Origin of the sequence: Acinetobacter brisouisimilis, from assembly GCF_000368265.1 — a bacterium.
GTDB lineage: Bacteria > Pseudomonadota > Gammaproteobacteria > Pseudomonadales > Moraxellaceae > Acinetobacter.
Window position 1 is genome coordinate 2,254,069 of the sequence record NZ_KB851219.1, and the last position, 25,983, is coordinate 2,280,051.

24 protein-coding genes and 2 tRNA genes are annotated in these 25,983 nt (G+C 43.1%); 14 read left to right on the forward strand and 12 right to left on the reverse strand.

Annotated features, from left to right (window positions below; genetic code table 11):
• Positions 1-34 precede the first annotated feature (34 nt).
• The gene (locus F975_RS14405; RefSeq protein ID WP_004754600.1) at positions 35-2,389 is read right to left on the reverse strand and encodes a Tex family protein; all 2,355 of its coding nucleotides are present in this window, start codon (positions 2,387-2,389) and stop codon (positions 35-37) included.
• A 318-nt stretch (positions 2,390-2,707) separates the two neighbouring features.
• On the opposite strand from F975_RS14405, the gene ompR reads away from it, so the two are divergent.
• The 3 genes from ompR (at position 2,708) to scpC (ending at position 6,659) form a co-directional block, all read left to right on the forward strand.
• Positions 2,708-3,472 carry an osmolarity response regulator transcription factor OmpR gene (ompR, locus tag F975_RS14410; protein WP_004754602.1) on the forward strand — a complete coding sequence of 255 codons (765 nt, stop codon included), beginning with the start codon at positions 2,708-2,710 and terminating at the stop codon, positions 3,470-3,472.
• Between the two features lie 12 nt (positions 3,473-3,484).
• Positions 3,485-4,897, forward strand: coding sequence for an ATP-binding protein (locus F975_RS14415; protein WP_004754604.1), 1,413 nt, complete (start codon positions 3,485-3,487; stop codon positions 4,895-4,897).
• A 268-nt stretch (positions 4,898-5,165) separates the two neighbouring features.
• The gene (gene scpC, locus F975_RS14420; RefSeq protein ID WP_004754606.1) at positions 5,166-6,659 is read left to right on the forward strand and encodes a succinyl-CoA:acetate CoA-transferase ScpC; all 1,494 of its coding nucleotides are present in this window, start codon (positions 5,166-5,168) and stop codon (positions 6,657-6,659) included.
• Between the two features lie 112 nt (positions 6,660-6,771).
• On the opposite strand, the gene F975_RS14425 is transcribed toward scpC, so the two are convergent.
• The 5 genes from F975_RS14425 to F975_RS14445 form a co-directional block, all read right to left on the reverse strand.
• The gene (locus F975_RS14425; protein WP_034426376.1) at positions 6,772-8,031 is read right to left on the reverse strand and encodes an OmpP1/FadL family transporter; all 1,260 of its coding nucleotides are present in this window, start codon (positions 8,029-8,031) and stop codon (positions 6,772-6,774) included.
• A gap of 274 nt (positions 8,032-8,305) precedes the next feature.
• Entirely contained in the window at positions 8,306-9,052 is a 747-nt protein-coding gene (locus tag F975_RS14430; RefSeq protein WP_004754610.1) for a hypothetical protein, read from the reverse strand.
• A 363-nt stretch (positions 9,053-9,415) separates the two neighbouring features.
• Positions 9,416-9,760, reverse strand: coding sequence for a cupredoxin domain-containing protein (locus F975_RS14435; RefSeq protein ID WP_004754612.1), 345 nt, complete (start codon positions 9,758-9,760; stop codon positions 9,416-9,418).
• 333 nt (positions 9,761-10,093) lie between these two features.
• Positions 10,094-10,169: transfer RNA gene (locus F975_RS14440), tRNA-Phe, on the reverse strand.
• An 83-nt stretch (positions 10,170-10,252) separates the two neighbouring features.
• Entirely contained in the window at positions 10,253-10,654 is a 402-nt protein-coding gene (locus tag F975_RS14445) for an acetyl-CoA sensor PanZ family protein (RefSeq protein WP_004754614.1), read from the reverse strand.
• 89 nt (positions 10,655-10,743) lie between these two features.
• Here F975_RS14445 and hisB point away from each other — a divergent pair, with 89 nt between their 5' ends.
• The 4 genes from hisB to hisA all read left to right on the forward strand — a co-directional run bounded on the left by hisB (position 10,744) and on the right by hisA (position 13,418).
• Entirely contained in the window at positions 10,744-11,337 is a 594-nt protein-coding gene (gene hisB / locus F975_RS14450) for an imidazoleglycerol-phosphate dehydratase HisB (RefSeq protein ID WP_004754617.1), read from the forward strand.
• The gene (hisH, locus tag F975_RS14455) at positions 11,337-11,954 is read left to right on the forward strand and encodes an imidazole glycerol phosphate synthase subunit HisH (protein WP_004754620.1); all 618 of its coding nucleotides are present in this window, start codon (positions 11,337-11,339) and stop codon (positions 11,952-11,954) included. Before hisB ends, hisH begins: the two co-directional genes overlap by 1 nt.
• Before the next feature lie 61 nt (positions 11,955-12,015).
• The gene (locus F975_RS14460) at positions 12,016-12,606 is read left to right on the forward strand and encodes a 3'-5' exonuclease (RefSeq protein WP_004754621.1); all 591 of its coding nucleotides are present in this window, start codon (positions 12,016-12,018) and stop codon (positions 12,604-12,606) included.
• Positions 12,607-12,686: 80 nt separating this feature from the next.
• Positions 12,687-13,418 carry a 1-(5-phosphoribosyl)-5-[(5-phosphoribosylamino)methylideneamino]imidazole-4-carboxamide isomerase gene (hisA, locus tag F975_RS14465; RefSeq protein ID WP_004754623.1) on the forward strand — a complete coding sequence of 244 codons (732 nt, stop codon included), beginning with the start codon at positions 12,687-12,689 and terminating at the stop codon, positions 13,416-13,418.
• Positions 13,419-13,460: 42 nt separating this feature from the next.
• Here the strand turns inward: hisA and F975_RS14470 are convergent, their stop codons facing one another.
• The 3 genes from F975_RS14470 to F975_RS14480 are packed head-to-tail and all read right to left on the reverse strand — an operon-like array spanning position 13,461 to position 15,455.
• Entirely contained in the window at positions 13,461-13,856 is a 396-nt protein-coding gene (locus F975_RS14470; protein ID WP_004754625.1) for a DUF4870 family protein, read from the reverse strand.
• Positions 13,857-13,871: 15 nt separating this feature from the next.
• A complete protein-coding gene (locus F975_RS14475) occupies positions 13,872-14,495 on the reverse strand; it encodes a DUF1294 domain-containing protein (protein ID WP_004754627.1) in 624 nt (207 codons plus the stop codon).
• A gap of 3 nt (positions 14,496-14,498) precedes the next feature.
• Positions 14,499-15,455 carry a homoserine kinase gene (locus F975_RS14480; RefSeq protein ID WP_004754629.1) on the reverse strand — a complete coding sequence of 319 codons (957 nt, stop codon included), beginning with the start codon at positions 15,453-15,455 and terminating at the stop codon, positions 14,499-14,501.
• A gap of 112 nt (positions 15,456-15,567) precedes the next feature.
• On the opposite strand from F975_RS14480, the gene hisF reads away from it, so the two are divergent.
• The 3 genes from hisF to F975_RS14495 all read left to right on the forward strand — a co-directional run bounded on the left by hisF (position 15,568) and on the right by F975_RS14495 (position 17,447).
• A complete protein-coding gene (gene hisF, locus F975_RS14485; RefSeq protein WP_004754632.1) occupies positions 15,568-16,326 on the forward strand; it encodes an imidazole glycerol phosphate synthase subunit HisF in 759 nt (252 codons plus the stop codon).
• A gap of 157 nt (positions 16,327-16,483) precedes the next feature.
• A complete protein-coding gene (locus F975_RS14490; RefSeq protein WP_004754635.1) occupies positions 16,484-17,257 on the forward strand; it encodes an outer membrane protein in 774 nt (257 codons plus the stop codon).
• Positions 17,258-17,371: 114 nt separating this feature from the next.
• Positions 17,372-17,447, forward strand: a tRNA-Thr gene (locus F975_RS14495).
• Between the two features lie 333 nt (positions 17,448-17,780).
• Here F975_RS14495 and F975_RS14500 read toward each other — a convergent pair.
• The 3 genes from F975_RS14500 to F975_RS14510 all read right to left on the reverse strand — a co-directional run bounded on the left by F975_RS14500 (position 17,781) and on the right by F975_RS14510 (position 21,477).
• Complete coding sequence (locus F975_RS14500; RefSeq protein WP_004754637.1) at positions 17,781-18,551, reverse strand: SAM-dependent methyltransferase; 771 nt, start codon at positions 18,549-18,551, stop codon at positions 17,781-17,783.
• 64 nt (positions 18,552-18,615) lie between these two features.
• Positions 18,616-19,914: an FAD-dependent oxidoreductase gene (locus F975_RS14505; RefSeq protein ID WP_004754638.1), complete on the reverse strand. Its 1,299-nt coding sequence runs from the start codon at positions 19,912-19,914 to the stop codon at positions 18,616-18,618.
• Positions 19,915-20,070: 156 nt separating this feature from the next.
• Positions 20,071-21,477 (reverse strand): methylenetetrahydrofolate reductase C-terminal domain-containing protein, encoded by a 1,407-nt coding sequence (locus tag F975_RS14510; protein WP_004754641.1) that lies wholly within the window; start codon positions 21,475-21,477, stop codon positions 20,071-20,073.
• 481 nt (positions 21,478-21,958) lie between these two features.
• On the opposite strand from F975_RS14510, the gene F975_RS14515 reads away from it, so the two are divergent.
• From F975_RS14515 to F975_RS14530, 4 genes are read left to right on the forward strand one after another with little or no spacing between them, the layout of a single operon-like run.
• Positions 21,959-22,567: a TetR/AcrR family transcriptional regulator gene (locus F975_RS14515; protein WP_004754644.1), complete on the forward strand. Its 609-nt coding sequence runs from the start codon at positions 21,959-21,961 to the stop codon at positions 22,565-22,567.
• A gap of 18 nt (positions 22,568-22,585) precedes the next feature.
• On the forward strand, positions 22,586-23,272 hold the full coding sequence (locus tag F975_RS14520) for a type 1 glutamine amidotransferase domain-containing protein (RefSeq protein WP_004754646.1): 687 nt from the start codon (positions 22,586-22,588) through the stop codon (positions 23,270-23,272).
• A 9-nt stretch (positions 23,273-23,281) separates the two neighbouring features.
• A complete protein-coding gene (locus tag F975_RS14525) occupies positions 23,282-24,700 on the forward strand; it encodes a coniferyl aldehyde dehydrogenase (protein ID WP_004754648.1) in 1,419 nt (472 codons plus the stop codon).
• A gap of 5 nt (positions 24,701-24,705) precedes the next feature.
• Positions 24,706-25,683, forward strand: a complete 978-nt coding sequence (locus F975_RS14530; RefSeq protein WP_004754650.1) for a zinc-binding dehydrogenase — start codon at positions 24,706-24,708, stop codon at positions 25,681-25,683.
• Positions 25,684-25,983 lie beyond the last annotated feature (300 nt).

Consider the following 25,983-nt stretch of genomic DNA (forward strand, 5'->3'; position numbering starts at 1 on the left):
AAACCTCCCCGAAGGGAGGTTTCATCAGTTCAAATTATTTTGAACCTTTAATGCCTGCTTGTAGCAACAACGCACCTAAACCACCAATTTTTTGCTCTTGTGGTTTATGGTTTTGAGGTTTTTGACCACCTTGACGTTGTGAGCGTTCACCTTGAGGACGTGATTGTGGGCGTTTCGGTTTACGATCCGCCTGCTCCGCAGCGTTTTCACGACGTGGTTGACGTTGTGCTTTGGCTGGTGCTTGTGATCCTTCAGGACGCATACTCAAGTTCACACGATGGCGTTCTACATCGACCTGAATTACACGAACTTTAACGATTTGACCTGGTTTCACCACTTTATGCGGGTCAGAAACAAATTCATTAGCCAATTCAGAAATATGTACTAAACCATCATGATGCACACCGATATCTACAAACGCGCCAAAATTAGTCACGTTTGTCACAACGCCTTCAAGCTCCATGCCTTCTGTCAACTGCGCAACATCGGTAATATCTTCACGGAACTTGACTATGCGGAATTCTGGACGTGGATCACGACCTGGTTTTTCAAGTTCAGCCAAGACATCTTTAATCGTTGGTAAACCAAATTTATCATCAACAAACTGGTCAGCATCGACTTGACGAATAATTTCAGTATTGCCAATGATATCTTTCACTGTTGTTGCTTTCGCAGCCACAATTTTCTCAACCAAGCCATAACTTTCAGGGTGAACTGCAGAAGCATCTAACGGCTCAGAACCATCCTGAATACGTAAGAAACCCGCTGCCTGTTCAAAAGTACGCTCGCCCAAACGTGGTACTTTTTTCAATGCATGACGTGTATCAAAACGACCATTTTCTTTACGATATTCAACGATTTGTTGAGCGATTGCTTTGTTTAAACCGGCGATATAACCCAAAATTGCTGCTGATGCTGTATTCACATCTACACCAACCGCGTTCACACAGTCTTCAACCACAGCATCCAGAGTTTTTGCCAAACCAGTCTGGTTGACATCGTGCTGGTACTGACCCACACCAATCGATTTTGGATCGATTTTCACAAGTTCAGCGAGTGGATCTTGTAGACGGCGGGCAATTGACACTGCACCACGAATCGAAACATCAAGTTCAGGCAATTCTTGTGATGCAAGCTCACTTGCCGAATAGACGGATGCACCTGCTTCACTGACAGTAATACGGGTCAATTGAAGGTCAGTATTTTGCGCCATCATTTCAGCAACGACAGCTTCGGTTTCACGACTTGCTGTACCGTTACCAATTGCAATCAGTTCAACCTGATATTCACGGCAAAGACGCGCCAACTCAGCAATTGAACCTGCTTTATCTTCTTTTGGTGCAAATGGGTAAATTGTGCTGTGTGCAACCACATCGCCTGACTGGTTTACAACAGCCAATTTCACGCCTGTACGGATGCCAGGGTCAACACCCAAAGTACAACGTGCCCCCGCTGGTGCAGACAACAACAAATGGCGTAAGTTTTCAGCAAAGACATTCATCGCCTCAGCTTCAGCCGTCAAACGCTTTTCTGTCAGTAAAGAATGTTCGATTTGCGGACGAATTTTACCCAGCCAGAATAATTTCGCAGTTTGCTTTAAGAAATCTTGGCGCGCTTGTGGCTGGATTTGATCCAGATTGTATTCGGTTTCGATGCGTGCCAATGCTACATCATCTTCACCATCGACTTTTAAGCCCAAGACATTTTCCTGGCGACCACGTAACATGGCCAGCAAACGATGCGATGGAACTTTGTTGAGGTTTTCTGAAAATTCGAAGTAGTCGCGGAACTTTTTGCCAACTTCTTTTTTCTCATCAGAAGCCACTGCGCTTTTTAAAATGGCAGTTTTTGCAAATAACGCCTTCAATTCTGTGGTCAGCGCAATATTTTGTGCCCAGTCATCAATAATGATGTGCTGAATCGCATCGAGTTGGCTGTCGACATCTGGGTAATCGGCATGTTCAAAACCTGCGACTGCAGCCGTTGGCTCAATCTGTTCAGTCAAGATTTTCTCTGCCGCATCACCTAAACCTGCCTCTCTCGCTTTAAACGATTTGCTGGTACGTTTTGGGCGGTATGGTGCATAAATTTCTTCAAGCGCATTTTTGGTGTCTGCGGCATTGACGCGTGCCAACAAATCATCATTGAGCTTGTTTTGTTCTTGTAATGATTGAATTACTTTTTCACGACGCTCGTAGAGATCACGCAAATAACTCAAGCGCGTATCGAGCTGACGTAGTTGTGTATCGTCTAAGCCTTGGGTGACTTCTTTACGGTAGCGGGCAATAAACGGAACACTTGCACCTTCATCAATTAAGCGAATCGCAGCTTCTACTTGGTTCGGACGTACGGCAAGCTCGCTTGCCAACTGCTGAACGAGGTCAGTCATCGTGTTTGATCCCATAAGGAATAAGAACTATAAAAGCAGTGATTATAAAGACCATGCTCGTAAAATCTACAGAAATTATGCCGAAAAACTAAAATTATCATCATCATTCAGTTGTTTCTTGGTTTTTCCGTTCTTAATATGACTTAGATTTGAGGAAAAGAGCCGAATAAAATCAATTGAATAAAATTTAGGTAAAATAACTTAGGCGACTGTATATATTTGTTAATTTGAGCAAATTAATACATAGCCATAAGCATTATGAAAGCATTATACTCAAAGCATCGACTATTATATAAATGATAATCAAGGGAGCACTTCATGAGTTTAGTGGTACCTGCTGACAATAAAGATGTCGCACTTCACGACACTGATCGCGTTGAACGAATTTTGGTCGTAGATGATGACGTCCGTCTTCGTACTTTATTACAACGTTTTTTAGAAGATAAAGGCTTTGTCGTGAAAACTGCTCACGATGCCACTCAAATGGATCGCCTGTTACAACGTGAGTTGTTTTCGTTAATTGTTCTCGATTTCATGCTGCCTGTAGAAGATGGTTTAAGCATCTGCCGTCGTTTACGCCAGTCCAATATTGATACACCAATCATTATGCTGACTGCACGTGGTAGCGATTCTGACCGTATCTCTGGTCTAGATGCAGGTGCAGATGACTATTTACCAAAGCCATTTAACCCAAATGAATTGCTTGCACGTATCCGCGCTATTTTACGTCGCCAAGTGCGTGAAGTGCCTGGTGCACCAAGCCAGCATATGGAAGTGGTGAGTTTTGGCCCTTGGTCACTCGACTTGTCGACTCGCACCTTGACCCGTGAAGGTCAAGTGGTCACCTTAACCACAGGCGAGTTTGCTGTCCTTAAAGCACTGGTACAGCATCCGCGTGAACCGTTGACCCGTGACAAGCTCATGAACCTTGCTCGTGGTCGTGAATGGGGTGCTATGGAACGTTCAATTGATGTTCAAGTTTCCCGCTTGCGCCGTTTGGTTGAAGATAATCCGGCACGTGCCCGTTATATTCAAACCGTTTGGGGGGTAGGTTATGTATTTGTTCCAGATGGTGCTGAATAAGGGCGGTCTTACGTGACAGCTGAACCAAATAACCCGAAGAATAATATTGTTCTCGATTCTTCGGGTTACTATGCAAAACCACGAAGCCAATTTGAACGCTTTGTAGACAAATTAAAACCGCGTTCAGCTGCACTGCGCACCACAGTTCTTGTGACTTTTGTGGTGTGTTTTAGCCTGTTTATGTCGTTATGGTTCATTTGGCGCACCTTATACTTGCCTGAACTCCAACAACACGCAGGTTATCTGGCAATTGAATCGGAAATTATCCATAATCCCAATTTTAAAATTATAAATAACGGCAAAGAAATCTCTGTCGATACGTGGCTCAATCAACGTTTAGGTGTTGAGTTCATGACTGATGATAGCAAGCGCCCAGCGATTGTCGATAAACCGATCGCTGACTTTTTTACCGACAGCATTAAACAAAGTCTGGCAAGTGCGATTAATGCAGATCCCGAAGACGTTACGGTCTTTTTTAAATTCAAACCCACACCAAGTATTTGGGTACAAACCCCAAGCATGCATGGTGGATGGATTCGTGAACCTTTAAAAAATTATGCGAACTATAGTTTAGAGCTGATTTTAGCGTGGTTTCTTGGTGTACCCATTTTATCTGCCATTATTATTTTAACTTTGGTACGTCAGCTCAACCGCCCACTGAAACGTCTGCAAAATGCAGCCAACAGTTATAGTAAAACAGGTAAAGCCCCATTTTTAGCCACCAATCACGGCCCTTTAGAGATTCGGGAAGTTAACCAAGCGTTTAATCATATGATCTACACGCTTGAGCAAATCGAGAAAGACCGTCAGATTATGCTAGCAGGCATTTCGCATGACTTACGCACTCCCCTGACTCGTATTCGTCTGACTGCCGAAATGCTCCCTGATGAATTTTTGCGTGATGGATTGATTTATGACGTTGAAGATATGGATGCGATTTTAAATCAGTTCATTTCCTATATGCGAGATGGGTCAGATGAAGAACTTTCTGATACCGATATCAACACCTTGCTACAAGAGTTAGTCGTACAGTTTAAACCTCTGGATATTCGCTTTACACCAGAACCACTGCCCATCATTTTGGCGCGAAGCTTATCACTCAAACGTCTGATCGGGAATTTAATCAATAACTCCAAACGCTATGGTGCAGAACCGATTGAGCTTTCAGCCAGTGTTGATGCCGACAAAATCAAGATTTGCGTAGCAGATCATGGTGAAGGTATTCCCGCCGATCAGATCGAGGAATTGATGCAACCTTTTGTACGGGGTGATAGTGCCCGTACCATTCAGGGTAGCGGTCTAGGTCTGGCAATTGTGAAACGCATTGTTGATATTCATCAGGGTGAACTGATTTTGCGGAATCGTGTTGAAGGTGGGTTTGAAGCGATTATTTTGTTGCCTGTTGCTAAAGCTGAAAAATTATAAAAGATCAACCCCTCTTTTGAACATCTGGGAAAAAGCATTGCAAACCCGAAATAAAACGATCATTTATTCACCATCTTTTATTTAGACAAAGGTTTGATTTATTTTTAATAAAACAACTAATTTCAATGACTTAAAATTCATTTATTTACTTGATATTCATATTTATTTTAAAAATTAGACCTTAGCCTAACAAGCATGAAAATTACCTGACCAGAGGGTAGAATCCCCTCTGCATAACTTAAAAATCCATTTTTTTTGAGAGTAGAACATGTCATTAGATCGTATTCGCTTAGCTTCATTACATGACAAAGTCATTTCAGCCGAGCAAGCAGCAGAACTAATTCAGGATGGTATGACAGTAGGGATGAGCGGTTTTACTCGTGCTGGTGAAGCTAAAGCAGTACCTTTGGCTTTAGTGAAGCGCGCAAAAACAAATCCATTAAAAATTAGCCTGGTAACTGGGGCAAGTTTAGGAAACGACCTAGACAAACAGTTGACTGAAGCGGGTGTTCTAGCTCGTCGTATGCCATTCCAAGTAGACAATACGTTACGTAAAGCCATTAACAATGGTCAAGTCATGTTTATTGATCAGCATTTGTCTGAAACTGTTGAACAAATGCGCGGCAACCAAATTAAACGCCCTGAAATCGCAATCATTGAAGCTGTTGCCATTACTGAAACAGGCAGCATCATTCCAACAACTTCTGTCGGTAACTCTGCAAGCTTTGTAGAATATGCTGATAAGGTAATTGTTGAAATCAATACTTCTGTAAGTACTGATTTTGAAGGCGTACATGATATTTACATTCCAACACCACGCCCAAACCGCGAACCAATTCCTTTAACTTATTCTGAACAACGTATTGGTACAACTGGTATTGACGTTGACCCTGCAAAAATTGCAGCGATTGTCTTCAATGACACACCAGACTCTCCATCTAACGTAACCGACCCAGATGAAGAAACTCAGGCGATTGCAAACCACCTGATTGATTTCTTCGAAAAAGAAGTTGCTGAAGGTCGCTTGCCACATAATCTAGCACCATTACAAGCTGGGATTGGTTCAATTGCCAACGCAGTATTGACAGGTTTTAAACACTCAAGCTTTGAAAACTTGGTGATGTATTCTGAAGTATTACAAGACTGTACTTTTGAATTGATCGATGCTGGCAAAATGACCTTTGCTTCAGGTTGTTCAATGACCTTGTCTGAAAAATGCGGTAACCGCGTATTTGGCAACTTGGCGCATTACAAAGACAAATTCGTACTCCGTCCACAAGAAATTTCAAACATTCCTGAAATCGTGCGTCGTTTAGGCATTATCGGTATCAATACTGCCCTTGAATTCGATATTTACGGTAACGTGAACTCAACACATGTTTGCGGTACTCACATGATGAACGGTATTGGTGGTTCAGGTGACTTCGCTCGTAATGCCAACATTGCAATCTTTGTGACCAAATCAATTGCAAAAGGCGGTGCGATCTCTTCTGTAGTACCAATGGCATCTCACGTTGACCATGCTAACCATGACGTTGATATTCTAGTGACTGAACAAGGTCTTGCCGATCTTCGTGGTCTAGCTCCACGTGAACGTGCGCGTGCCATCATCGACAACTGTGCACACCCAGACTATAAAGCTGCTTTGAATGACTACTTTGATCGTGCTTGTGAAAAAGGTGGTCAAACTCCTCACGTTCTTGAAGAAGCACTTTCTTGGCACGTTAACTTCAAAACAACAGGTAAAATGCTGGCTGAGTAATTAAGCCCAGTATTGAATTTTCATGTTGATCGCCATGAAAATTCAACCATAAAAAAGCACGCCTGAACGCGTGCTTTTTTTCTATTTGGATATTTGATTCTGGAAGATCAACCTAGAATTTTAAGCTGTATTCCACACCAACAATGTCCTGATCCATACTCAAATTCGCCTGTCCCCCACCAAATGCTGGCGAAATTGAACCATGTACTGTTTTTTCCAGTGCACGAGTATAAGCAAGGCTCACATCTTGCTTAGGATCAATACTCCATGTTGCCCCCACACTCACATGTTGCTGTACCACACCTGGTGCCAAAATATTCAGAAAAGCTTGATTTTCTCGTACTGGCTGATCGTTATAGCTATATCCAGCGCGTAAAGCCAGTTTTGGCAATGCCTGATAAGTTGCCGAAATCTTATAAACATTAATATCTTTCCAGCCAAAACCTGGCCCGTTGGCTGTTCCAAAAGTATTCCCCGCCATCACCTGTGCAACATCGAGCTGATTACCCACCGATTTAACATCAGAGTAGTTAATGCGCTGATAATCGGCAGCAACCGATAGGGTTGGCGTCAACTGATAGTTCAGCCCAACACCATAATTTTCTGGCACATCAAAACTGCCATTGCCAGCAAATAGACCTTCATACTTTTTAAAACGACTGGCATGAATTTTTGAAGCATAGGTTGCACCTACAGTCAATCGATCATTAACTTTGGCTGACCAGCCAATACGTGCCCCAACACCTGTTGAATCATCATTACCACGGTCACTCATGGCATTTTTATCTTGGGAAAAACCACCGAAGACGTCGCCACCGATCCCTTTCGCCTGAAAACGTTGATACAAAATATTGGCTGCCAGTGCAATCGACTGATTATCGGCATATTTCCAAGAAATCGCTGGAGAAATAAATACCTGACTTAAACTCACCCCTGCACTACCCGTATTATTAAAAGAAGCATACGGGTTCTTTTTATAATTGGTGTCCATACCCCCATTACCATAGACAGCGATACCCGCAGTCAACTGATCATTAATAGGCTGACTGTAACCAAAACTCGGAATGACAAAATACTTGCGGCTGTTCCCATCATAATGACCATCTGCACCTGCACCATTCCCCACAATATCTGCCTTACGATCTGGCATAAACAAGGTCGCACTGGCATCGACACGTTGTCCTATCCAGCTAAGACCGGCCGGGTTGCTGGCAATGGTCAAACTGTCCTGAAAGTTAGCAATCGATGTACCAGAATTACCTTGTGACGTCATACTATAAGCATTCATGAAATAACCATTGGTTGCAAATGCATTGGTTACAAAGAAGGGAAGCGCTGCTACAAGCACAAGGAGTTGAGGCTTCAATTTCATGATGGGAGCATATAGAGTTGTTAAGACCAACATATTGTATTCATTTTAAATATCTGTTTTTATAATAAAAACTAAAATGCTTTCCATTATTTTTCATATAGAAAGTCGCGAACCTCTAGTCATAATCTAGGCTTCACATCTGATTAAATTAAAAATAAAACATTAAAAATCAATATATTTAAAAAACTAACAATACAAAAAAAGCAAAAGCCCCAATCCTGATTGAGGCTTTGATTTTCCAGCAAGGATACAAGATTAAATTTTCAACAGTATTTTAGAATTCGTATTCCATTTGCAAACGCAAGGTCGTGTTTGGTGTCGCATCGTTTGTTCCAGCCAGCAATGCAGTATTCCAGCTGATCGCTTGTTTAGTTCCTGTTTTAATTTTGCCAAACAATGCAGGACCAATCTTAAATTCTTGTTTCGAAGAAGAGCGCCAGTTATCCCACTGACCCACGTTACCAAAAGCCTGTACACCCCAGTCCAGTTTTTCAGTATTACCCAAACGCTTTACCTGCATCTGATAATGTAACTCAGTGTCAAAAACTTCACTGGCATGTACATGTCTCTGGAACAATACATTAAAGTTGAACTGATATTGGTTCCATAATGTCTGAAACATCGGACCATAAGTCAGTTCATAACCTTCTGCGCGATCTTGTGGACGCTCTACCTCAAGTAAAAAGCCAACATCGACTGGATACTTGCCCGTCTCAGTCAACTGAAAGCGGTTTTCCCACTCCCAAGCATCAAAATTGGTCGACTCACCGGCTGGTTTGGCATACTTGGCATACATTTCAGTAAACCACCATGGCGTTGGCGTAAAACCATAACCGATAGAATAAGCAGATTCCGAACTACCATCACGATTACGCTGTACACCTGTTTTAAAATCAATTTCGTGTTCGCCGTACTCAACCGTCGGGGTTCGCACATAGTCACTGGGGTCCGCATAAGCTGCTGTTGTTAAAAATAGGCTCAATAGTGCTCCTGCCTGAAAGACACCCTTGTTCAATAACATCTTTATTTCCTTTTCCCTTGAGATGACTACAGCCAGCTGTTTACGCTGCAGCAACAAATGCCTTCAGTTTTTAGTAGCAAACCAAATTATGGCGATTGAACTTAAATAAATACGATCTGCATCTGGGTTGACGTTGCCTGATAGCCCACGACACCATGTAGCAGCATGCCTAGCACAGAATTAGCACATTAGTTACAGCAAACAGGCGGTGTGACTTGATTTTGCCCAGACCAGCATAAATCAGCCAGCGTAAGCAGTTTTCCAGACCACTTCTAGATGCAGCAATAATCCCGATAAACAAGGTCGCTTCTAACGTCGCCCTGAAAATGATTAATTCTGTTGCAAATATGGCCAACCCTTTAATTAATTGGCAACAACCGCACCAGTGGCCGTTTCAGGATTAAATTCGCCAAAAAATTCATAGCGACCTGGTTTTAACGGGCCAATGTAAATGACCGCATTGGTTCCAGCTGGAATGCGTTTTTCACGGCTCAAGGAATGGCTTTCAAACTCTTCAGGCGTGGCATCCTGATTACTTACATTCAATTTAACCCGCTGATTCGCTGCAACTTTAATTTCTGCAGGTTCAAAACGGTGATTTTTAATCACCAAAGACTGCTCTGCATCAGCAGCATGTACTTGCACCATACTTGCTGCTGAAACAAGGACACCCAGAATCATTTGTTTTACAGAAAATTTCGTACGCATTGGCGATACCTTGAACAATTGGATATGAAACATACCAGGATGGTCGCAATAATAAATGATAATTAATACGAATCGCAAGTGAGAATTCTTCACCATTTTCGATATGGGCTAGCGAGTCTGAAATAAAAGAGGTATTAAGCAGTACTGATGAGTTATTGAATAAAATTTATCTTTGCGATTTAAATAATTAATTTTTAAAAAATTAAGCAGCAAAAATATAAGACTCACAGATTTTATTGTTATACATCCAGCGCCATAAGATAAATATCTTATGGCTTTTAAATCATTGCCAAATAAAAAACCCCAAACTTTAAGTTTGGGGTTTTTCGAATATGGTGGCGGGACCCAGGATCGAACTGGGGACACACGGATTTTCAATCCGTTGCTCTACCGACTGAGCTATCGCGCCAATGTGGGCGTATTAAACACTTTAATGCATCAAGCGTCAAGGGTTTAATTTAAAAAAAATGATATTTGCATATTTTTCCAGCACTATTTGAGTGTGCTTGGAATAAGAGGTAGTTTACCCAAATGCATCAGACAACGATGAATGGCTCCGCAACCTGGAATAAAATGCTCAACCTGCTTGTCCTGTTCCATCCGACAAACTTCAGCAACCAGTCGCTCGGCAACTCCGCGTCCACGGTTGGCAGGATGTACCACGATATACTGCAAGGTACGTTCGTCCCCACTCCCCGTACACCAAATTGCACCAATAATACGGCTATTAAATTCTGCAGTATAAAGTAAGGTATACTGAGCAAGATTGTGTTCAAGTTGATCAATTGCATCTTGCCCGTCGCTAAATTCAGGGCTGGTATCGTATAAACGCTCAAGTTGATTGCGTATATCTTCATCGGCAATCGAAGTATAGGCATGTACGGTAATAGGCATTGATTAACCCTCCTGAGCAAATTAATATGCTGTGTTCAGTATCACAGCTATTTTTATCGCAAAATTTGACGTTTTTGAGGAATGTGTCTATGACGCAACGTATCAGTGAAGTGGTCAGAAATACCAACGAAACCAAAATTCGAGTTCGGGTTAACCTCGATGGTACGGGTCAGGGCACATTAAATACTGGAATTCCCTTTTTAGACCATATGATTGATCAAATCAAGCGGCATGGTCTATTTGACATCGACATCCATTGCGATGGCGATCTGGAAATTGATGATCACCATACGGTTGAAGATTGTGGCATTACGCTCGGTCAGGCATTTGCTCAGGCACTTGGCAGCAAAAAAGGCATTCGCCGTTATGGACATTTCTATGCGCCGCTAGATGAATCCTTGTCACGAGTTGTGGTCGATATTTCGGGTCGTCCAGGATTGTTTATGGACATTCCATTTACCCGTGCGCGTATTGGCACCTTCGATGTCGATTTATTCTCGGAATTTTTCCAAGGTTTTGTCAATCACGCATTGATGACCCTGCACATTGACAATCTGAAAGGCAAAAACAGCCACCACCAGATTGAGAGCGTATTTAAAGCCTTTGCACGTGCATTACGTATGGCATGTGAAGTTGATCCGCGCGCTGCTGACAGCATTGCCTCAACCAAAGGGAGCCTGTAATGACCCGTATTGCTTTACTTGATTATGGCATGGGCAACCTGCACTCGGCGGCAAAAGCACTCGAGCATGTCGGGGCAACAGTTGATGTCACCAACGATCCAAAGCTGATTGCAAAAGCCGATAAAATCGTGTTTCCAGGTGTTGGGGCAATGCGTGACTGTATTCAAGGTATACGCGAAGCAGGCATTGATGAAGTGATTCGCAACGCAGCATTTAACAAACCTGTCTTGGCAATTTGTGTCGGCATGCAGGCTTTATTGGAAAGTTCTGAAGAAAATGGTGGCAGTGAAGCACTCGGTATTTTTGAAGGTGTAGTCAAACACTTTCCACATTTTGAAGGCTTAAAAGTACCACACATGGGCTGGAATCAAGTTCATCAGCTTGACCCAAGCCACCCAATGTGGAACAACATCGAACAAGATGCACGCTTCTACTTTGTACACAGTTACTATGTTGAACCCAAAGATCAAGCCGTGGTTGCTGCAACTTGTGATTATGGTATTGAATTCTGTACCGCGATTTTAAAAGACAATCTGTTTGCTACACAGTTCCACCCTGAAAAGAGCCATACAGCAGGTCTGCAATTACTGAAAAACTTTGTGGAATGGGATATTTAACCCTTTCATCAAGCAGATCAATCGACCTATAGTGTATAGGTCGATTTTTTTGTCATCCTACATGTCTATAGACAAAACTACACTGAGCCAACTTCCTGCTTTTCAGGGTTTAGATGCCCAGCAGATTATTGATGTTCATCAACCTGAACATTTTGAGCTGTTTGAGCAACAGACCCAGCATGTTCAAGCTGTTGGTTTTGATACAGAAAGCAAACCCACTTTTCAAAAAGGTGAAACTCAAACTGGGCCACATCTGATCCAGATCGCCACTGAACATTACGCATTTTTATTTTCATACCATCAGTTCCAGCATCCTGCCCTGCAACAGCTTCTTGCCAACCCTGATATTTTAAAAGTAGGTTTCGGCCTGAAAAATGATCGCAAACTGCTACACAAACATCAGTTACAGCTTGAGGGAATGTTTGATCTGTCACACCAGTTCAAATCCTTTGGGTATCGCAATCAGGTCGGGATTCAAACTGCGGTTGCACTGTTATTGCAGCAATATCTCCCAAAGTCGAAGCGCGTTAGATTATCCAACTGGAGCCAGCAGCCACTTTCGGCCATGCAACGTGCTTATGCTGTCAATGATGCCTATGCCAGCCTGAAAATCTATCTAGCGTTACAGCAAGAAAAGCTAAAATCCAAGTGATTAAAGATTAATGATTTAAAAATAGTTTGCTAAGATAAATCCCATTATTCTCTGATTGTAATTTTAATAAGGTGCATAGCATGCTCATCATCCCAGCAATTGACCTTAAAGATGGTAAATGTGTCCGCTTGAAACAAGGACGCATGGAAGACGATACCGTTTTCTCTGACGATCCAGTAGCAACCGCAACACATTGGGTCAATGAAGGTGCACGTCGTTTACACTTAGTCGACTTAAATGGTGCTTTTGCAGGTACACCGATTCATAAAGGCGTGGTTGAAGCGATTGCCAAAGCACATCCAGATTTACCAATCCAGATCGGTGGCGGGATTCGTTCTTTTGAAACCATCGAACATTATTTAGAAGCTGGGGTTTCTTTTGTGATTATTGGCACAAAAGCAGCGAAAGAGCCTGAATTTGTTGAAGAAGCCTGCAAGAAATTTGCTGGACATATCATTGTCGGTATCGATGCCAAAGAAGGCTATGTGGCAACCGATGGCTGGGCAAATGTGCTTGACCTTAAAGCAACTGATTTGGCAAAACGCTTTGCAGATGCGGGTGTATCTAGCATTGTTTATACTGACATTGCGCGTGATGGCATGATGCAAGGTGTCAATGTTGAACAAACTGTGGCTTTGGCAGACTACTGTGGTTTACCGATTATCGCCTCTGGTGGTGTAACTGACCTTGAAGATGTGCGTGCATTAAAAGGCAAAACAGGGATTTTAGGTGCAATTACAGGTCGTGCGATTTATGAAGGCACACTGAACCTGCGCGATGCCCAAATCCTGCTCGATGAAGATAAAATCTAATTCTTCACAAGCCCATAAAAAAGAGCTCATCAGAGCTCTTTTTTAGTCTGCATACATGGGTTGCTCATCATTCAGTGCAATCACGCCACGTATCACCCGATAGACAATCCAGATCCATGAAACGGTTGCGACCAGCCCCCAAAAGATAAACGCTGTCAGTAATGTACCAATAAAAACATTGGGTTGATCAAAACTAAAGAACAAATAGCCAAATGGCAGCACACCGACGACATTCCAAACCAGATACCACCAGACTGTGCGGATTTGCCAGGTAAAATGACTGGCATAAATCGTCCCCTGCATTGCATCACGCTTCACATAATTTACAATCAGCGCCACAACTGCCAAAACTCCAGCAGAGAACATCGCAAAGCCATATAACACATACAACAGCAAAGTCAGATTTCTTTTTGGCTGCAACTCAGCTTCAACGTACATTCCTTTCTCCCCGATCTAGTGCATGAACTTCGGCAACAGTGCAATCAATGCACATAACAGCATGATATTCAGCACAATCGTAGCAAAATAAATTTGACGGAAAGGTTGCTTTTGGGTTTTATGACGTAACTTTTGTTGTGCAAACCACGCCGCAGGCCATCCTCCGAGCAATGAAAGTAAGTGTAAGGTTTGCTCAGGCACACGGCGTTGGTTTTGCTGTGCGGCACTTTTATCTTGAGTATATTGCCAGTAGCACAAGGCATTGATCAGCAAGCTATACAGCAGCAACCAGCTTGGTAAAGCCCGAAGTCCGATCGCCACCAGCAAAAACAGAACATATACTCCGATAACTATCGCAATCGGGTGAAGTGATGAATGTGGTTTAGACACCAACTGACTGGTTTGACGGGTATTTTTTGTCTGACTTGCCTTGAGATAAACCACCTGCTTGGCACGAAAACGCCCACGCTCATCTACAATGACCACGTAATCAAGAGCGCAGCCAACGATCGGTCGAGGGCCACGCTGGGCAAAATCTTTAATATGCAAAAAGACTCGTGCTTTGCTTAAATCATCAGGTTGAATAAATCCGTAACCCTGATCATCGAACCATTCCACTAAGCGCCCTTGATCACGCATTTTTTATTTTTCTCCAGACACGAGACTTAAGCGCTGCTGTAGCATGGCACGCATTTCATTTGGGTTCTTGCAATGCACATCTTCACCGCCACGCCCCTGCTCGGCATTGAGACGTGCCACATTTAAACGTAGGAACCAGAAACGGCAGGCTGCCATGGCCAAATACACATTTAAGCAGGCTTGTTCATCGGCAGTCAGTGCACGAATCTGTTGATACGCATCTAAATAGGCTTGTAATTTATCCGCGTCCAACTCCACATTTGGGAACTGGCTACAAAAATCATTAATGGTAATCGCAACGTCAAACAGCAATTCATCAAAATTCAGTTCAAAGAAATCCAAGATTCCTTTTAATTCATCGCCTTCAAATAAGGTGTTGTCACGGAACAAGTCTGAATGTACCCAGCCTTTTGGACGTTGCGGATACTGTGCCTGATATTCGGCAAATACCGCATAGACATGTTCCATCAGTGCGGCATCTTCTGCGGACATATTGTTTTTTAGGCTTTGCCCAATCGCTGTCCAGTAGACATGATCACGGCTATGACTGCGCGTCAGTGGAAAATCTTGTAGTGCAACATGCAGCTTCGCCTGTGCTGTAGCAATTTCAGCGACTTGTGCCGTGGTTGTCGTTTCAGGATGTTCACCCCAAACCCGTGGTGCAACTTGTGCAGGTTTACCCACAATATAATGAATCGCACGATCATGATGAATCAGCGGTGCAGCGACAGGAACACCGTGTGCAGCCAACTGTTGCAGGACAGGAACCAGTTCCCCTGCACTTTGTTCTGTTTCATTTTCAAAGACGGTCAAAACAAACTGTTTCTGATCTTGGGTGACAATAAAATAGTTGGTGTTTTGAATACCCCCTTGAATCGGAATGAGTTCAACCACCTCCAATCCATAGGCCTCAGAAAACTGCTGAACTTCATCTAAACTCAAAGGAGTGTAAACCGACATAGAAAACCTGCGTGAAACAAAATAAGTTTGGTAGAATGTGCGCATAGTTTACCAAGATGTCACCCATCCTCGGGAACTTTCTTTCCATAGACCGATACATTTGGATGTCACAATGCTTGCAAAACGTATTATTCCGTGCCTTGACGTTGATAATGGCCGCGTAGTGAAAGGCGTACAATTTTTAGATATTCGTGATGCAGGTGATCCTGTTGAAGTTGCACGCCGTTATAACGAACAAGGTGCCGATGAAATCACCTTTCTCGACATTACTGCAACCCATCATGGACGTGACACCACGTATCGTACTGTAGAACGCATGGCAGAAAGTGTTTTTGTTCCTCTAACTGTTGGTGGTGGCGTACGTAAAGTTGAAGATATCCGCCTCCTCCTGAATGCAGGTGCAGATAAAGTCAGCATTAACTCTGCTGCGGTATTTAACCCTGAATTTGTTCAGGAAGCCTCACAGCGTTTTGGCGCACAATGTATTGTGGTTGCGATTGATGCCAAGAAAACGGGCGAGAATAAATGGGAAATTTTCACCCATGGTGGCCGTAAACCAACAGGGATTGATGCCATTGAATGGGCGGTTAAAATGGCAGACTATGGTGCAGGTGAATTACTGATTACCAGTATGGATGCCGATGGGACCAAGGCAGGTTATGACCTTGCTTTAATGCGTGCGATTAATGACCGCGTGACGATTCCAACCATTGCTTCTGGTGGTGTCGGCACCTTACAGCATTTGGCTGACGGGATTCTAAAAGGTGGCGCAGACGCAGTTTTGGCTGCCAGTATTTTCCACTTTGGTCAGCATACTATTCCAGAAGCCAAACAATTCTTGGCAGCACAAGGCATTGAAATGCGTTTGTAAGCTAATAATTTTTATTAAAGATTTTAAAAAGATGACTCTATGTCATCTTTTTATTTGACCAAAAATAAAAAAATGAATTTTATATTGATAAAATGTATATTTTTTGTAAAATAAAAATTCAAAATTAATAACAAGTTAAACTAACTAAAGGTTAACAATGAAAAAATTTACATTATCAGTCATCGCACTCTCTTGTTTTTCTGCTAGCGTTTCTAGCCATGCCGTGACTCTGGCTGAATCTGCTTACGTTTCAGCTAAATTTGGCGTAAGTTCAGTTTCTAACTACGATAATAAATCTTCTTTTACTTATAAGACCCTTGCAACCTCTAAAAGTGAAACCAGCTCTGTCAAATTAAGTGATGATAGCAAAACAGTTTTCACTGGCAACATTGCTTATGGTGTTAATTTTGCTCCCGCATATAACGTACCAGTACGTTTAGAAGTAGAATATGCCTATCACGATAAAGCTGCACTTCACTCGTCTGCGTCTGGTTCACCTGTTCTATCTGTAGGCAGCTTGAATATTGATAACATTAACTATAAGCATGACCTGACCTTACAAAGCTATATGCTCAACGGTTATTATGACTTTACAAACCATTCGCGTTTTACACCATACCTTTCAGCAGGTGTTGGTTTAGCACATACTAAATTAAAGACAGGTGCTGTGCTTACTAGTAGCACAGCAATTATTGAAGATGGTATCGGTTCAAACACAAAATCACATATCGCATTGGGCGTGGGAGCTGGGTTTGCGTATGAAATCAGCCCTAAACTTCATTTAGATCTAGGTTACCGCTATCTCAATGGTGGTAATGTTACCAACAGACTTCACTATATTAACAAAAGCACTTCTGACACTGTCGAAGTAGAAAATAAAGTAAAAATCGATGCTCATGACGTGACTCTAGGTCTACGTTACGCATTCTAAGATTTTAAAATTCAATAAAGAGGGCTTATGCCCTCTTTATTTTTTTCATATCAATCAATTGTTCATTTTTTGGCTTGACCTTTTACCCAAATCCAGTAAAATTCTCGCCACGTTGCCGACATAGCTCAGTTGGTAGAGCAACTGACTTGTAATCAGTAGGTCCACAGTTCGAATCCGTGTGTCGGCACCATCAAATTCTAAAATCCCCAAGTTTTTACTTGGGGCTTTTTTTATGCAATTAAAATCAGTTGTTAAATTGTGATTTGGCTGGAAGCATTTAAAATCCCACCTAATGGATCAAATCCAATCACGGCGATACTGCCTCAAAGATTTATGTTGGCACTTTGCATTATTTTTGCTTGAGAGCTAAATTTTATTGTGATTCAAATGAGAGTTGTAAAAGCTTTCCTTTTGCTCTTGGCTAGATCATCTTTTATTGCCATGGTATTTTCTGCACTATTTTTTTAATCGTTCACACGTATCCAGTAAAATGATGACTAAATAGCGTCATCATCACCCAGAATTAAGCCAAGGTTGCAGTAACCTGTACATAATCAATACGTTGTTCTTGAAATAATTGCTGGCACAATTTGGCTGTCATTTGAATTTTTAAAGCATTCAGATCATGCTGAAAACCATGTAACTGAAGTTCCTGTTGCACGTACTGAGCAAAACCACCCAATACAGGTTCAGACAAAATCTGTATTTGAATGTGCTCAAAGCCATGCTGTGTTAACACTTGTTCAAGTTCCGTTTGGTACATTAGATGTTGGAGTTGCACATCGGCAAGTTTTAACAGGTACTGATCACGCTGTTTACTCAGAAAACTGGCTTTTGACCAGTTGTCATTGAATAACAAATAATGAAAACCAATTCGCCCTTTGGGTTGTAAAAGTGCTGGAATCTGCGCAATGAATTTTTTTAAATCATAATGATACAGCGCATCCAGACAAACTATTGCATCAAATTTCTGCTCAAAACATTCAGCATTTAAATTCATAAAAGAGCGCTGATGCGCAGCATGCACACAGGCCAAAGCTTGTTGCTGAATTTTTTCAATACAGGCGGTTTGTATTTCCACCGCTTCAATATGCTGCACAGCATAATGCTGCGCCCAGTATTGCAGGCTTGCACCATGCCCACAACCTAAATCGAGCAGGCGATCTTGTGCTGTAAGTTGAATACTCTGTGCGAGATGCTCGGCAAGCTGTTCACATGCCTGCACATAAGTTTGGGCTTGTGCAGACCACAAGCCCAGATTACTCCACGCCAGCGTGGCAGAATCCCCCAACATTTGCGTATTAATCGCATATTTATGCTGGGGAAGTTTCTGGCGTAGACGTTGCAGAAATTGCAAATTAGTAACCCAATTCTGGGGCAACTTCTGGTTTTGGTTTTAATCCTACAAATGGAATTGGCGCACCTAGATTCTTGGCAATCTGCATCGCAGAAGTTACTGCAGACTCCAAGATTGGCAAGCCATCACATGACCATGAACCACAGAAGTAGACTTTACGATCTGACGCTTTTTGGCGGCGCTGTAATTCCTGACTAAGCTCTACAGTTTGAGAATTTACCACTGCGCGAGTAAGTTTCACTGTAGAAATGACTTTTTTCGGGTCGATCGGTGTCACAGGACGCCATGTCTGGAACACAGGGTTTTTACCCACCAAAGTCGGTTCAATCGCGTTCATCCAAACCGTAAATTGCTGACGGGTAAAATGTCGATCCATCATGTAGCTGAGTACTGCCCAGTCTTTACGACGTGGTGGCATCACAGTTGCATCAGTATGAATCACTAAATCGCCTTCTTCAAAACGGAACTGTTTTAAAAGCTGTAAATCTTCAGCAAACTGTTCTGGATTGAGGAAATCTTCAATTTTATTGGTTGGAGTTGCTACAATCACGCGGTCAAATAATTGCTGTGTACCTGCCTGATTTTCAACAAAGACTTTATCATCTTTGAACTCAACTTTCGTTACCGCAGCGCCGTTATGAATGGTAATGCCTTCAATCAGCTTAGCCACAAAAGCTGGCGTACCACCTTGCAAACGCAACAATTCAACACCACTGGTCAACTGGCTTAAAAACACCAGTAATGGTTTTGCTGGCCATTCGCCAATAGTTTTCGGGTTACAGGTACAAATGGTATACAGCACTGGCATCACTGCGCCATGCCAGAACACTTCTTCAATATCGTTTTTATTAATAAATTCAGTCAGGGTAATATTCTGATTTTTCGATTTAAAGAAACGGTGAATTGCAGTTTTAAGCTGGAGCATGCCTTTGACCAAACGCACACCGTATTGTTGTAAGCCTTTACGGTTATTGATGATCGGGAAATTCCCAATCGGTGCACGTGAAGTGGTCAGCCACGTTTCGGTTTTATCTTCAAACAACCAGCTACATGCCATATAGGTACGCACTGGAAAGGTTTTAATACCTAAGTAAGTTGCAAGACTTAAGGTATTTTTCCATAAATACGGATTCATGACACGCAGTGGCGCATCAATAATCCCACCATCAAACTCGACCGTATGACTGTCCATGCCTCGTCCGGGCAACGATTCAAATACGGTAATATTATGTCCTGCATCTTTGAGAATTCTTGCAGTAGCAAGCCCAGCCATGCCACTACCAATGACTGCAATATCCAATGTTTTATCCGTTTTTTAGCCCATTTTTTTCATTATGTGCGATGTTGCCAGCAAATACCTTGTTAAAAAATACCATAATTGGTTTTTTTACATTCTTTTACAGTCATTTTTTGCAAGAAATTTTGCCGTAAAAATTTTCAAATAATAAAGCAAAAATCAATGGCTTTTCGGGTTAAACCAGTTGACCCATGAGCTAGTCTGGCGCAATTCCACAGGCACAGCAGGAATCAGTTCACGACGTAAAATATCCTGCTGCCCGACCTGCTTGGCCAGACGGTATTTTTGACTGTGAATACATTCCCGATCCGTAAATTCGCAGCGATCTAACCTCGTTCCGCCACACGGTCCATTGGCTAAACCTTTAGGACAGGTTTCGGGGCAAATATACAGGGTTTCAGCCAAACGGCATTGCCCACAACTTTCACACCCCACGGCGGCATGTTTACTGACATATTCAACAGCCAAAATACTCTTGGCAGCCAATCCTTGTTGCCAAAACCCTAGTTGAAACACAAAACGCCCGATTTTTTGCGCCAGTGCACTGTCAAATAACCAGTCATGGGTAACTTGTAAAACCTGATATTTCAGGACTGAAGGTTGCTGCTGCGGATAGGCAGTCGATAAATCGGGCTGCATTTCATCACCACGCACAATCTTGCACAGATGATTCCACTCCATCAAACATTGCTCCAGTGTCCATGTCTGATACTGAGCTAACGCCTGTTCCAGCAAAGCCTGTTGCTCTGGGTTTTGACAGCCTGACACATGAATGCCTGCCAGCCCCCAGTGTCGGTAAATCCAGATTTGCAGTGCGGCACGTGCATAAACCCGTTGCTCTGCCCATGCGGCATTTTGTTGCTGCTCGGCTTTCAAGTGTTGCAATAAATGCGGGCTAATTTCAATGCCTGCCACCTGTTGCTTGACCATGAATTTGGCACGGCGATAGGTCAATGGCATCACACATGCCAACACAGGGCAAGGCTGGATACTTGCATCTACAAACTGTTTAAATTTCAAAATTTTATTTAGATCATAACCCAACTGGGTAATCACAAAATCTGTGCCTGCACGCTGCTTTTTTTCAAATTTGAGATACTGGGCTTGTTCTTCACTTTCAGTATATTTAAATGGGTTGAACGCTACACCACAAGACATATCAGGTGCATGCGCTTTCACCCACATTAACGCGCTGACTGACTCTAGATAACGTGTGCGTTGTCGTGGATCTTGCTTGCCAAAGTTGTGCTGTTTGAGCTTATCGCCTGTGAGTAATAGCAGATCACGCATATTTTGCTGTTTTGCTTGTTCGACAAACTGCTGTAAATCTTTAACATCACGCGTTTTACCCGAGAAGTGCAGCAGCTTGGCTTGATCAGTCCTGACACTCTGAGCCAAAGTGATAGGTGATGGATCATCATCGGCATGCACGCGATCCGCAAATGCCATGACACAGGGTAAGCCTGCCAAAGTCGATATCGGCGGTAATTCTGTACGCTTAGACACGATCTGTTCAAGAACCAGACAAAACTGTTGCTGTTGTAAATAATGCGAAAGTGCCGACATATGCGCAGAGAGAAAAATCTAAAGATCTAGTTTAACAAAGACCTCTAGACAAGAAAAATGCCAAACAGATTATATTGAAACTGATACAACCCGTTAACGAAAATCAATGCGAAATTCGCAGCCCAACCTGTCAGGAACTGAGCAAAATTACGCAACAATCCAATTAATTAAAAACAATTTTTTAATGCATATCATGTGCCATGATTGTTGCCTTCTTGGATTGAAAACAAAGTACATTACGAGCTAAACACGAATTGTTCGGATGGTAAAACTGTGCCACTTCGCGAATCCGCCCTACAATTGTAGTCTTTTGTAAAAATCTTATGCTGTTCCTTTCTGTATTTTTCTAAAGCTTTTGAATTTATAACCATTTCCATCATTTTTAACTATATCTGTTCCCCTATTTACCCCAATTGACAAGAAAATAATTTACTGTAATCTAATTAATAGACGACTGGTCTATTTTAAAATAGGTAACCCGATGACCCTCAGCAAAAAAGCAGAACAAACTCGACAGCATATTTTAGATACAGGCTTTGAGCTGGTGCTGCACAAAGGCTTTGTCGGTGTCGGTTTGCAGGAAATTTTAAAAACCAGTGGTGTTCCCAAAGGTTCGTTCTATCACTACTTTGCCTCTAAAGAAGTGTTCGGTTGTGAACTGCTGCAACACTATATCAGCAACTATGGGCAACGTTTGTCTAGCCTCTGGAGCCAGCCTGAAGTGTCAGCGCGCACACAGTTACTGAGCTATTTTCAGGCATGGATTCAAGACCCAGAACAATCCGACACAGGATGGGCTGAAAGCTGTCTGATTGTCAAACTTGCGGCTGAAGTGGCTGATTTATCGGAAGATATGCGCCAAATCATGCACCAAGGCGTGCAAGCTCTCTTAGCTCGTCTCAGTGAATTACTACAACGCGGTGTTAATGAAGGTTCGATGCAATTGTGCAGCAACCCTGCTGCCACTGCACAAGTACTGTACCAGATGTGGCTCGGTGCTGCCCTGCTCAGCAAACTCAGTCAAAACAAAGACCCAATGCACGATGCACTACGGGCAACAGAATTTATGCTTGGTCAAGCGAGCGCTTAAGGTATTTTGGAGAATATGATGAAAATTTTAATGGTACTGACTTCACATGACCGCTTAGGCAACACAGGTCATAAAACTGGTTTTTGGCTAGAGGAATTTACTGCGCCGTATTATGTGTTTAAAGATGCGGGAGCAGAAATCACATTAGCCTCACCTCAAGGTGGACAACCGCCACTTGATCCTAAAAGTAACGAACCTGATTTCCAGACGGATTCAACCCGTCGTTTTGAGCAAGATGCTGAAGCTCAGGCACTATTGGCAAACACCCATGCCCTTGCTGAGGTTGATGTCACTGGCTTTGATGCGGTGATGTATCCAGGGGGTCACGGCCCACTTTGGGATCTGACTGAAAATGCCGCTTCAATTGCGCTACTTGAATATTTTGACCGTGCAGGTAAACCAATGGGCTTGGTCTGCCATGCCCCTGCAGTACTCAAATATGTCAAAACCGCAGCAGGTGAATCTTTCGTCGCAGGTAAAAAGGTTACAGGCTTTTCCAACAGTGAAGAAGCTGCGGTTGGGCTGACTGACGTTGTGCCATTTTTAATTGAAGATGAATTTACAGCGCAAGGCGCACACTATCAAAAAGGTGCAGACTGGCAGTCTTTCATTATCACCGAAGGGCATTTGGTGACAGGGCAAAACCCTGCCAGCTCGGAAGCTGTTGCAGAACAGCTACTCGCTTTGCTGAACCCAGCGGCTTAAGCGCTTCAGATGGATATTACAACCTTACAGCAACGCTTGGCAGCCATGCGCCAAGCGCATGCTCAAGCTGCGCCTGCCAGTCTGGAACTACGCCATGACCGTTTGGAACGTGCCAAAAAATTACTGATTGAAAATCGTGAAGCACTGATTGCTGCGATTTCGTCAGATTTTGGGCATCGCAGTGCTTACCAAAGTTTGGTGTCAGACATTTTGGCTTCTGTTGCTGCGTTGAGTTATGCCCAAGAACAACTGGCTGAATGGACGAAACCTGAGATTGTCGCTGCACCGTATGCTGAGATGCGTACCGAGATCCATCAGCAACCGCTCGGTGTGGTAGGGATTATCAGTCCATGGAATTTCCCGCTAAATCTTGCCTTTAGTCCATTGGCAGGTGTATTTGCCGCAGGCAACCGCGCCTTAATCAAACCCTCTGAACTGATGCCAAAAACCTCTGCCCTGTTGGCAGAATTGGTTCCGCAATATTTCGATGCGCTGGAACTGGGTGTGGTCACAGGTGATGCTGAGATGGGTGCAGCATTTAGTGCCCTACCTTTTGATCATTTGGTGTTTACAGGGAGTAGCCAAGTTGGACGGCATGTAATGCGTGCTGCCGCAGAAAATCTTGTGCCTGTGACGTTGGAACTTGGCGGTAAGTCCCCTGTAGTAATTGCACCTGATGCCAAGCTTGAACAGGCGGTGCAACGCATTTTGACGGTGAAAACCTTCAATGCAGGGCAAATCTGTATTTCACCTGATTATGTGTTGTTGCCTGAACAGCAACAGCACGATTTTGTAGCGATTGCGCAGCAATTTATGGCAGAGAGCTTTAATCATTTCCAAGACAATCCTGATTACACTGCGATTATTAACCCGCGGCATTATCAGCGTTTATTGCATGTGTTAGAGGATGCCCAAGCCAAAGGCGCAACCTTAATTCCGCTGACTGCACATACGCAAGAAACAACACACGATGATACCACCCGTAAAATTGTGCCGACCTTGGTGTTGAATGTCAGCGATGACATGCTGGTGATGCAGGAAGAAATTTTTGGCCCAATCTTGCCAATCAAGACCTATCAGTACGAACAGCAAGCCATTGACTATATCAATGATCATCCGCGCCCACTGGCTGCCTATTACTTCGCGGAAGATGCCGCAGCACAGCAGCATTTTGCTGAGCGAACTACCTCGGGTGCGTTGGTGGTGAATGACGTAATGACCCATGTGGTGATTGAAACCTTGCCGTTTGGCGGTGTTGGTGCATCTGGCATTGGTGCATACCACGGCGTTCACGGTTTCAGACGCTTTAGTCATGCAAAACCGATTGTGGTGCAAAGCCCACAAGGCGAATCCAATTTACGTTTACGTGCCCCTTACGCCGCAGCGTATCAGCAATTACAAAATATGCTGAAACCAACTCAGGAGTAATATTCATGCAAGGTTTAATTCACGATCGCTTTGGCGAACCTGAAGACGTGCTACATCTGGCTGAGCAGCCTGTACCTGAGTTGCAGCCTGATCAGGTACGGATTCGTACCCTTCTCGCGCCGATTCATCACCATGATTTGTGGATGGTACGTGGACGCTATGGTTATAAGCCGAGCTTCCCTGCAATTGGTGGTAGTGAAGCTGTCGGAATTATTGATGCTGTGGGTGCAGAGGTTCAGCATTTGCAGGTGGGTCAACGGGTTGCGGTGGCTTCTGTACATGGTACGTGGGTAGAATATTTTATTGCCCCAAACCGTATGGTAATTCCACTGCCCGATGCAATTCCCGATGAAGTTGCAGCCCAGTTAATCGCTATGCCGCTCAGTGCCCTGATGTTACTGGAATTTTTACAGGTCAATGCAGGTGACTGGATCATTCAAAATACCGCCAATGGTACAGTCGGCAAAACGCTTGCGATGCTGGCACAGTCGCGTGGCGTGCATAGCATTAATCTTGTACGTCGTGATGAAGCTGTAGCTGAGTTACGGGCTTTGGGCATTCAGCATGTAGTTTCCACAGCACAAAGTGGCTGGCAACAGCAAGTCGAGCAGATTGTGGCGGGTGCGCCGATTCGTGCTACGGTGGATTCGATTGGCGGACAAGCCAGCGCAGATTTACTCAGTTTGCTCGGGGAAAATGGCACGCTAGTATCTTTTGGTACTCAGCTTGGCGAGCCAATGCAAATTGCTTCGGGTGATCTGATTTTTAAGCAAGCCACCGTGAAAGGTTTTTGGGGCAGTAAAGTCAGCCAAAACATGAGTGTGGCGGATAAAAAACGCCTGATTAGCGAACTCATCCAACGTCTTATTAGCCAAGAATTGAAACTGCCTGTTGAAGCGATTTTTCCTTTTGCCGAAATTGGGCAAGCAGTCAAACGCAGTCTAAGTGCTGGTAAAAAAGGGAAAGTCTTACTGCGTCCTTAATATTCAAAAATTCATTTATCCAAAATTTACTTAGATTAAATTGGATTCATGGAAGTGCCATTCGCAACTGTTCGAGGCAACCATACTTTGAAAAGATCGTGTTTTTGCGATTTATCAATAAAGTGTAGAAATTTGCCGAGTTTTGCGAATGGCAAATGTTTTTGGTTCTTTTGGCAAAACAAAAGAACGGATGAGCTTCAAGCATCTGATTTAAAAAATAAGATGCCATTTTGAAATATTTAAACTATCAGATTTTTAAAAACTATTTGAATCAATTTGTTAGATTCAAGCAGCAGAAAT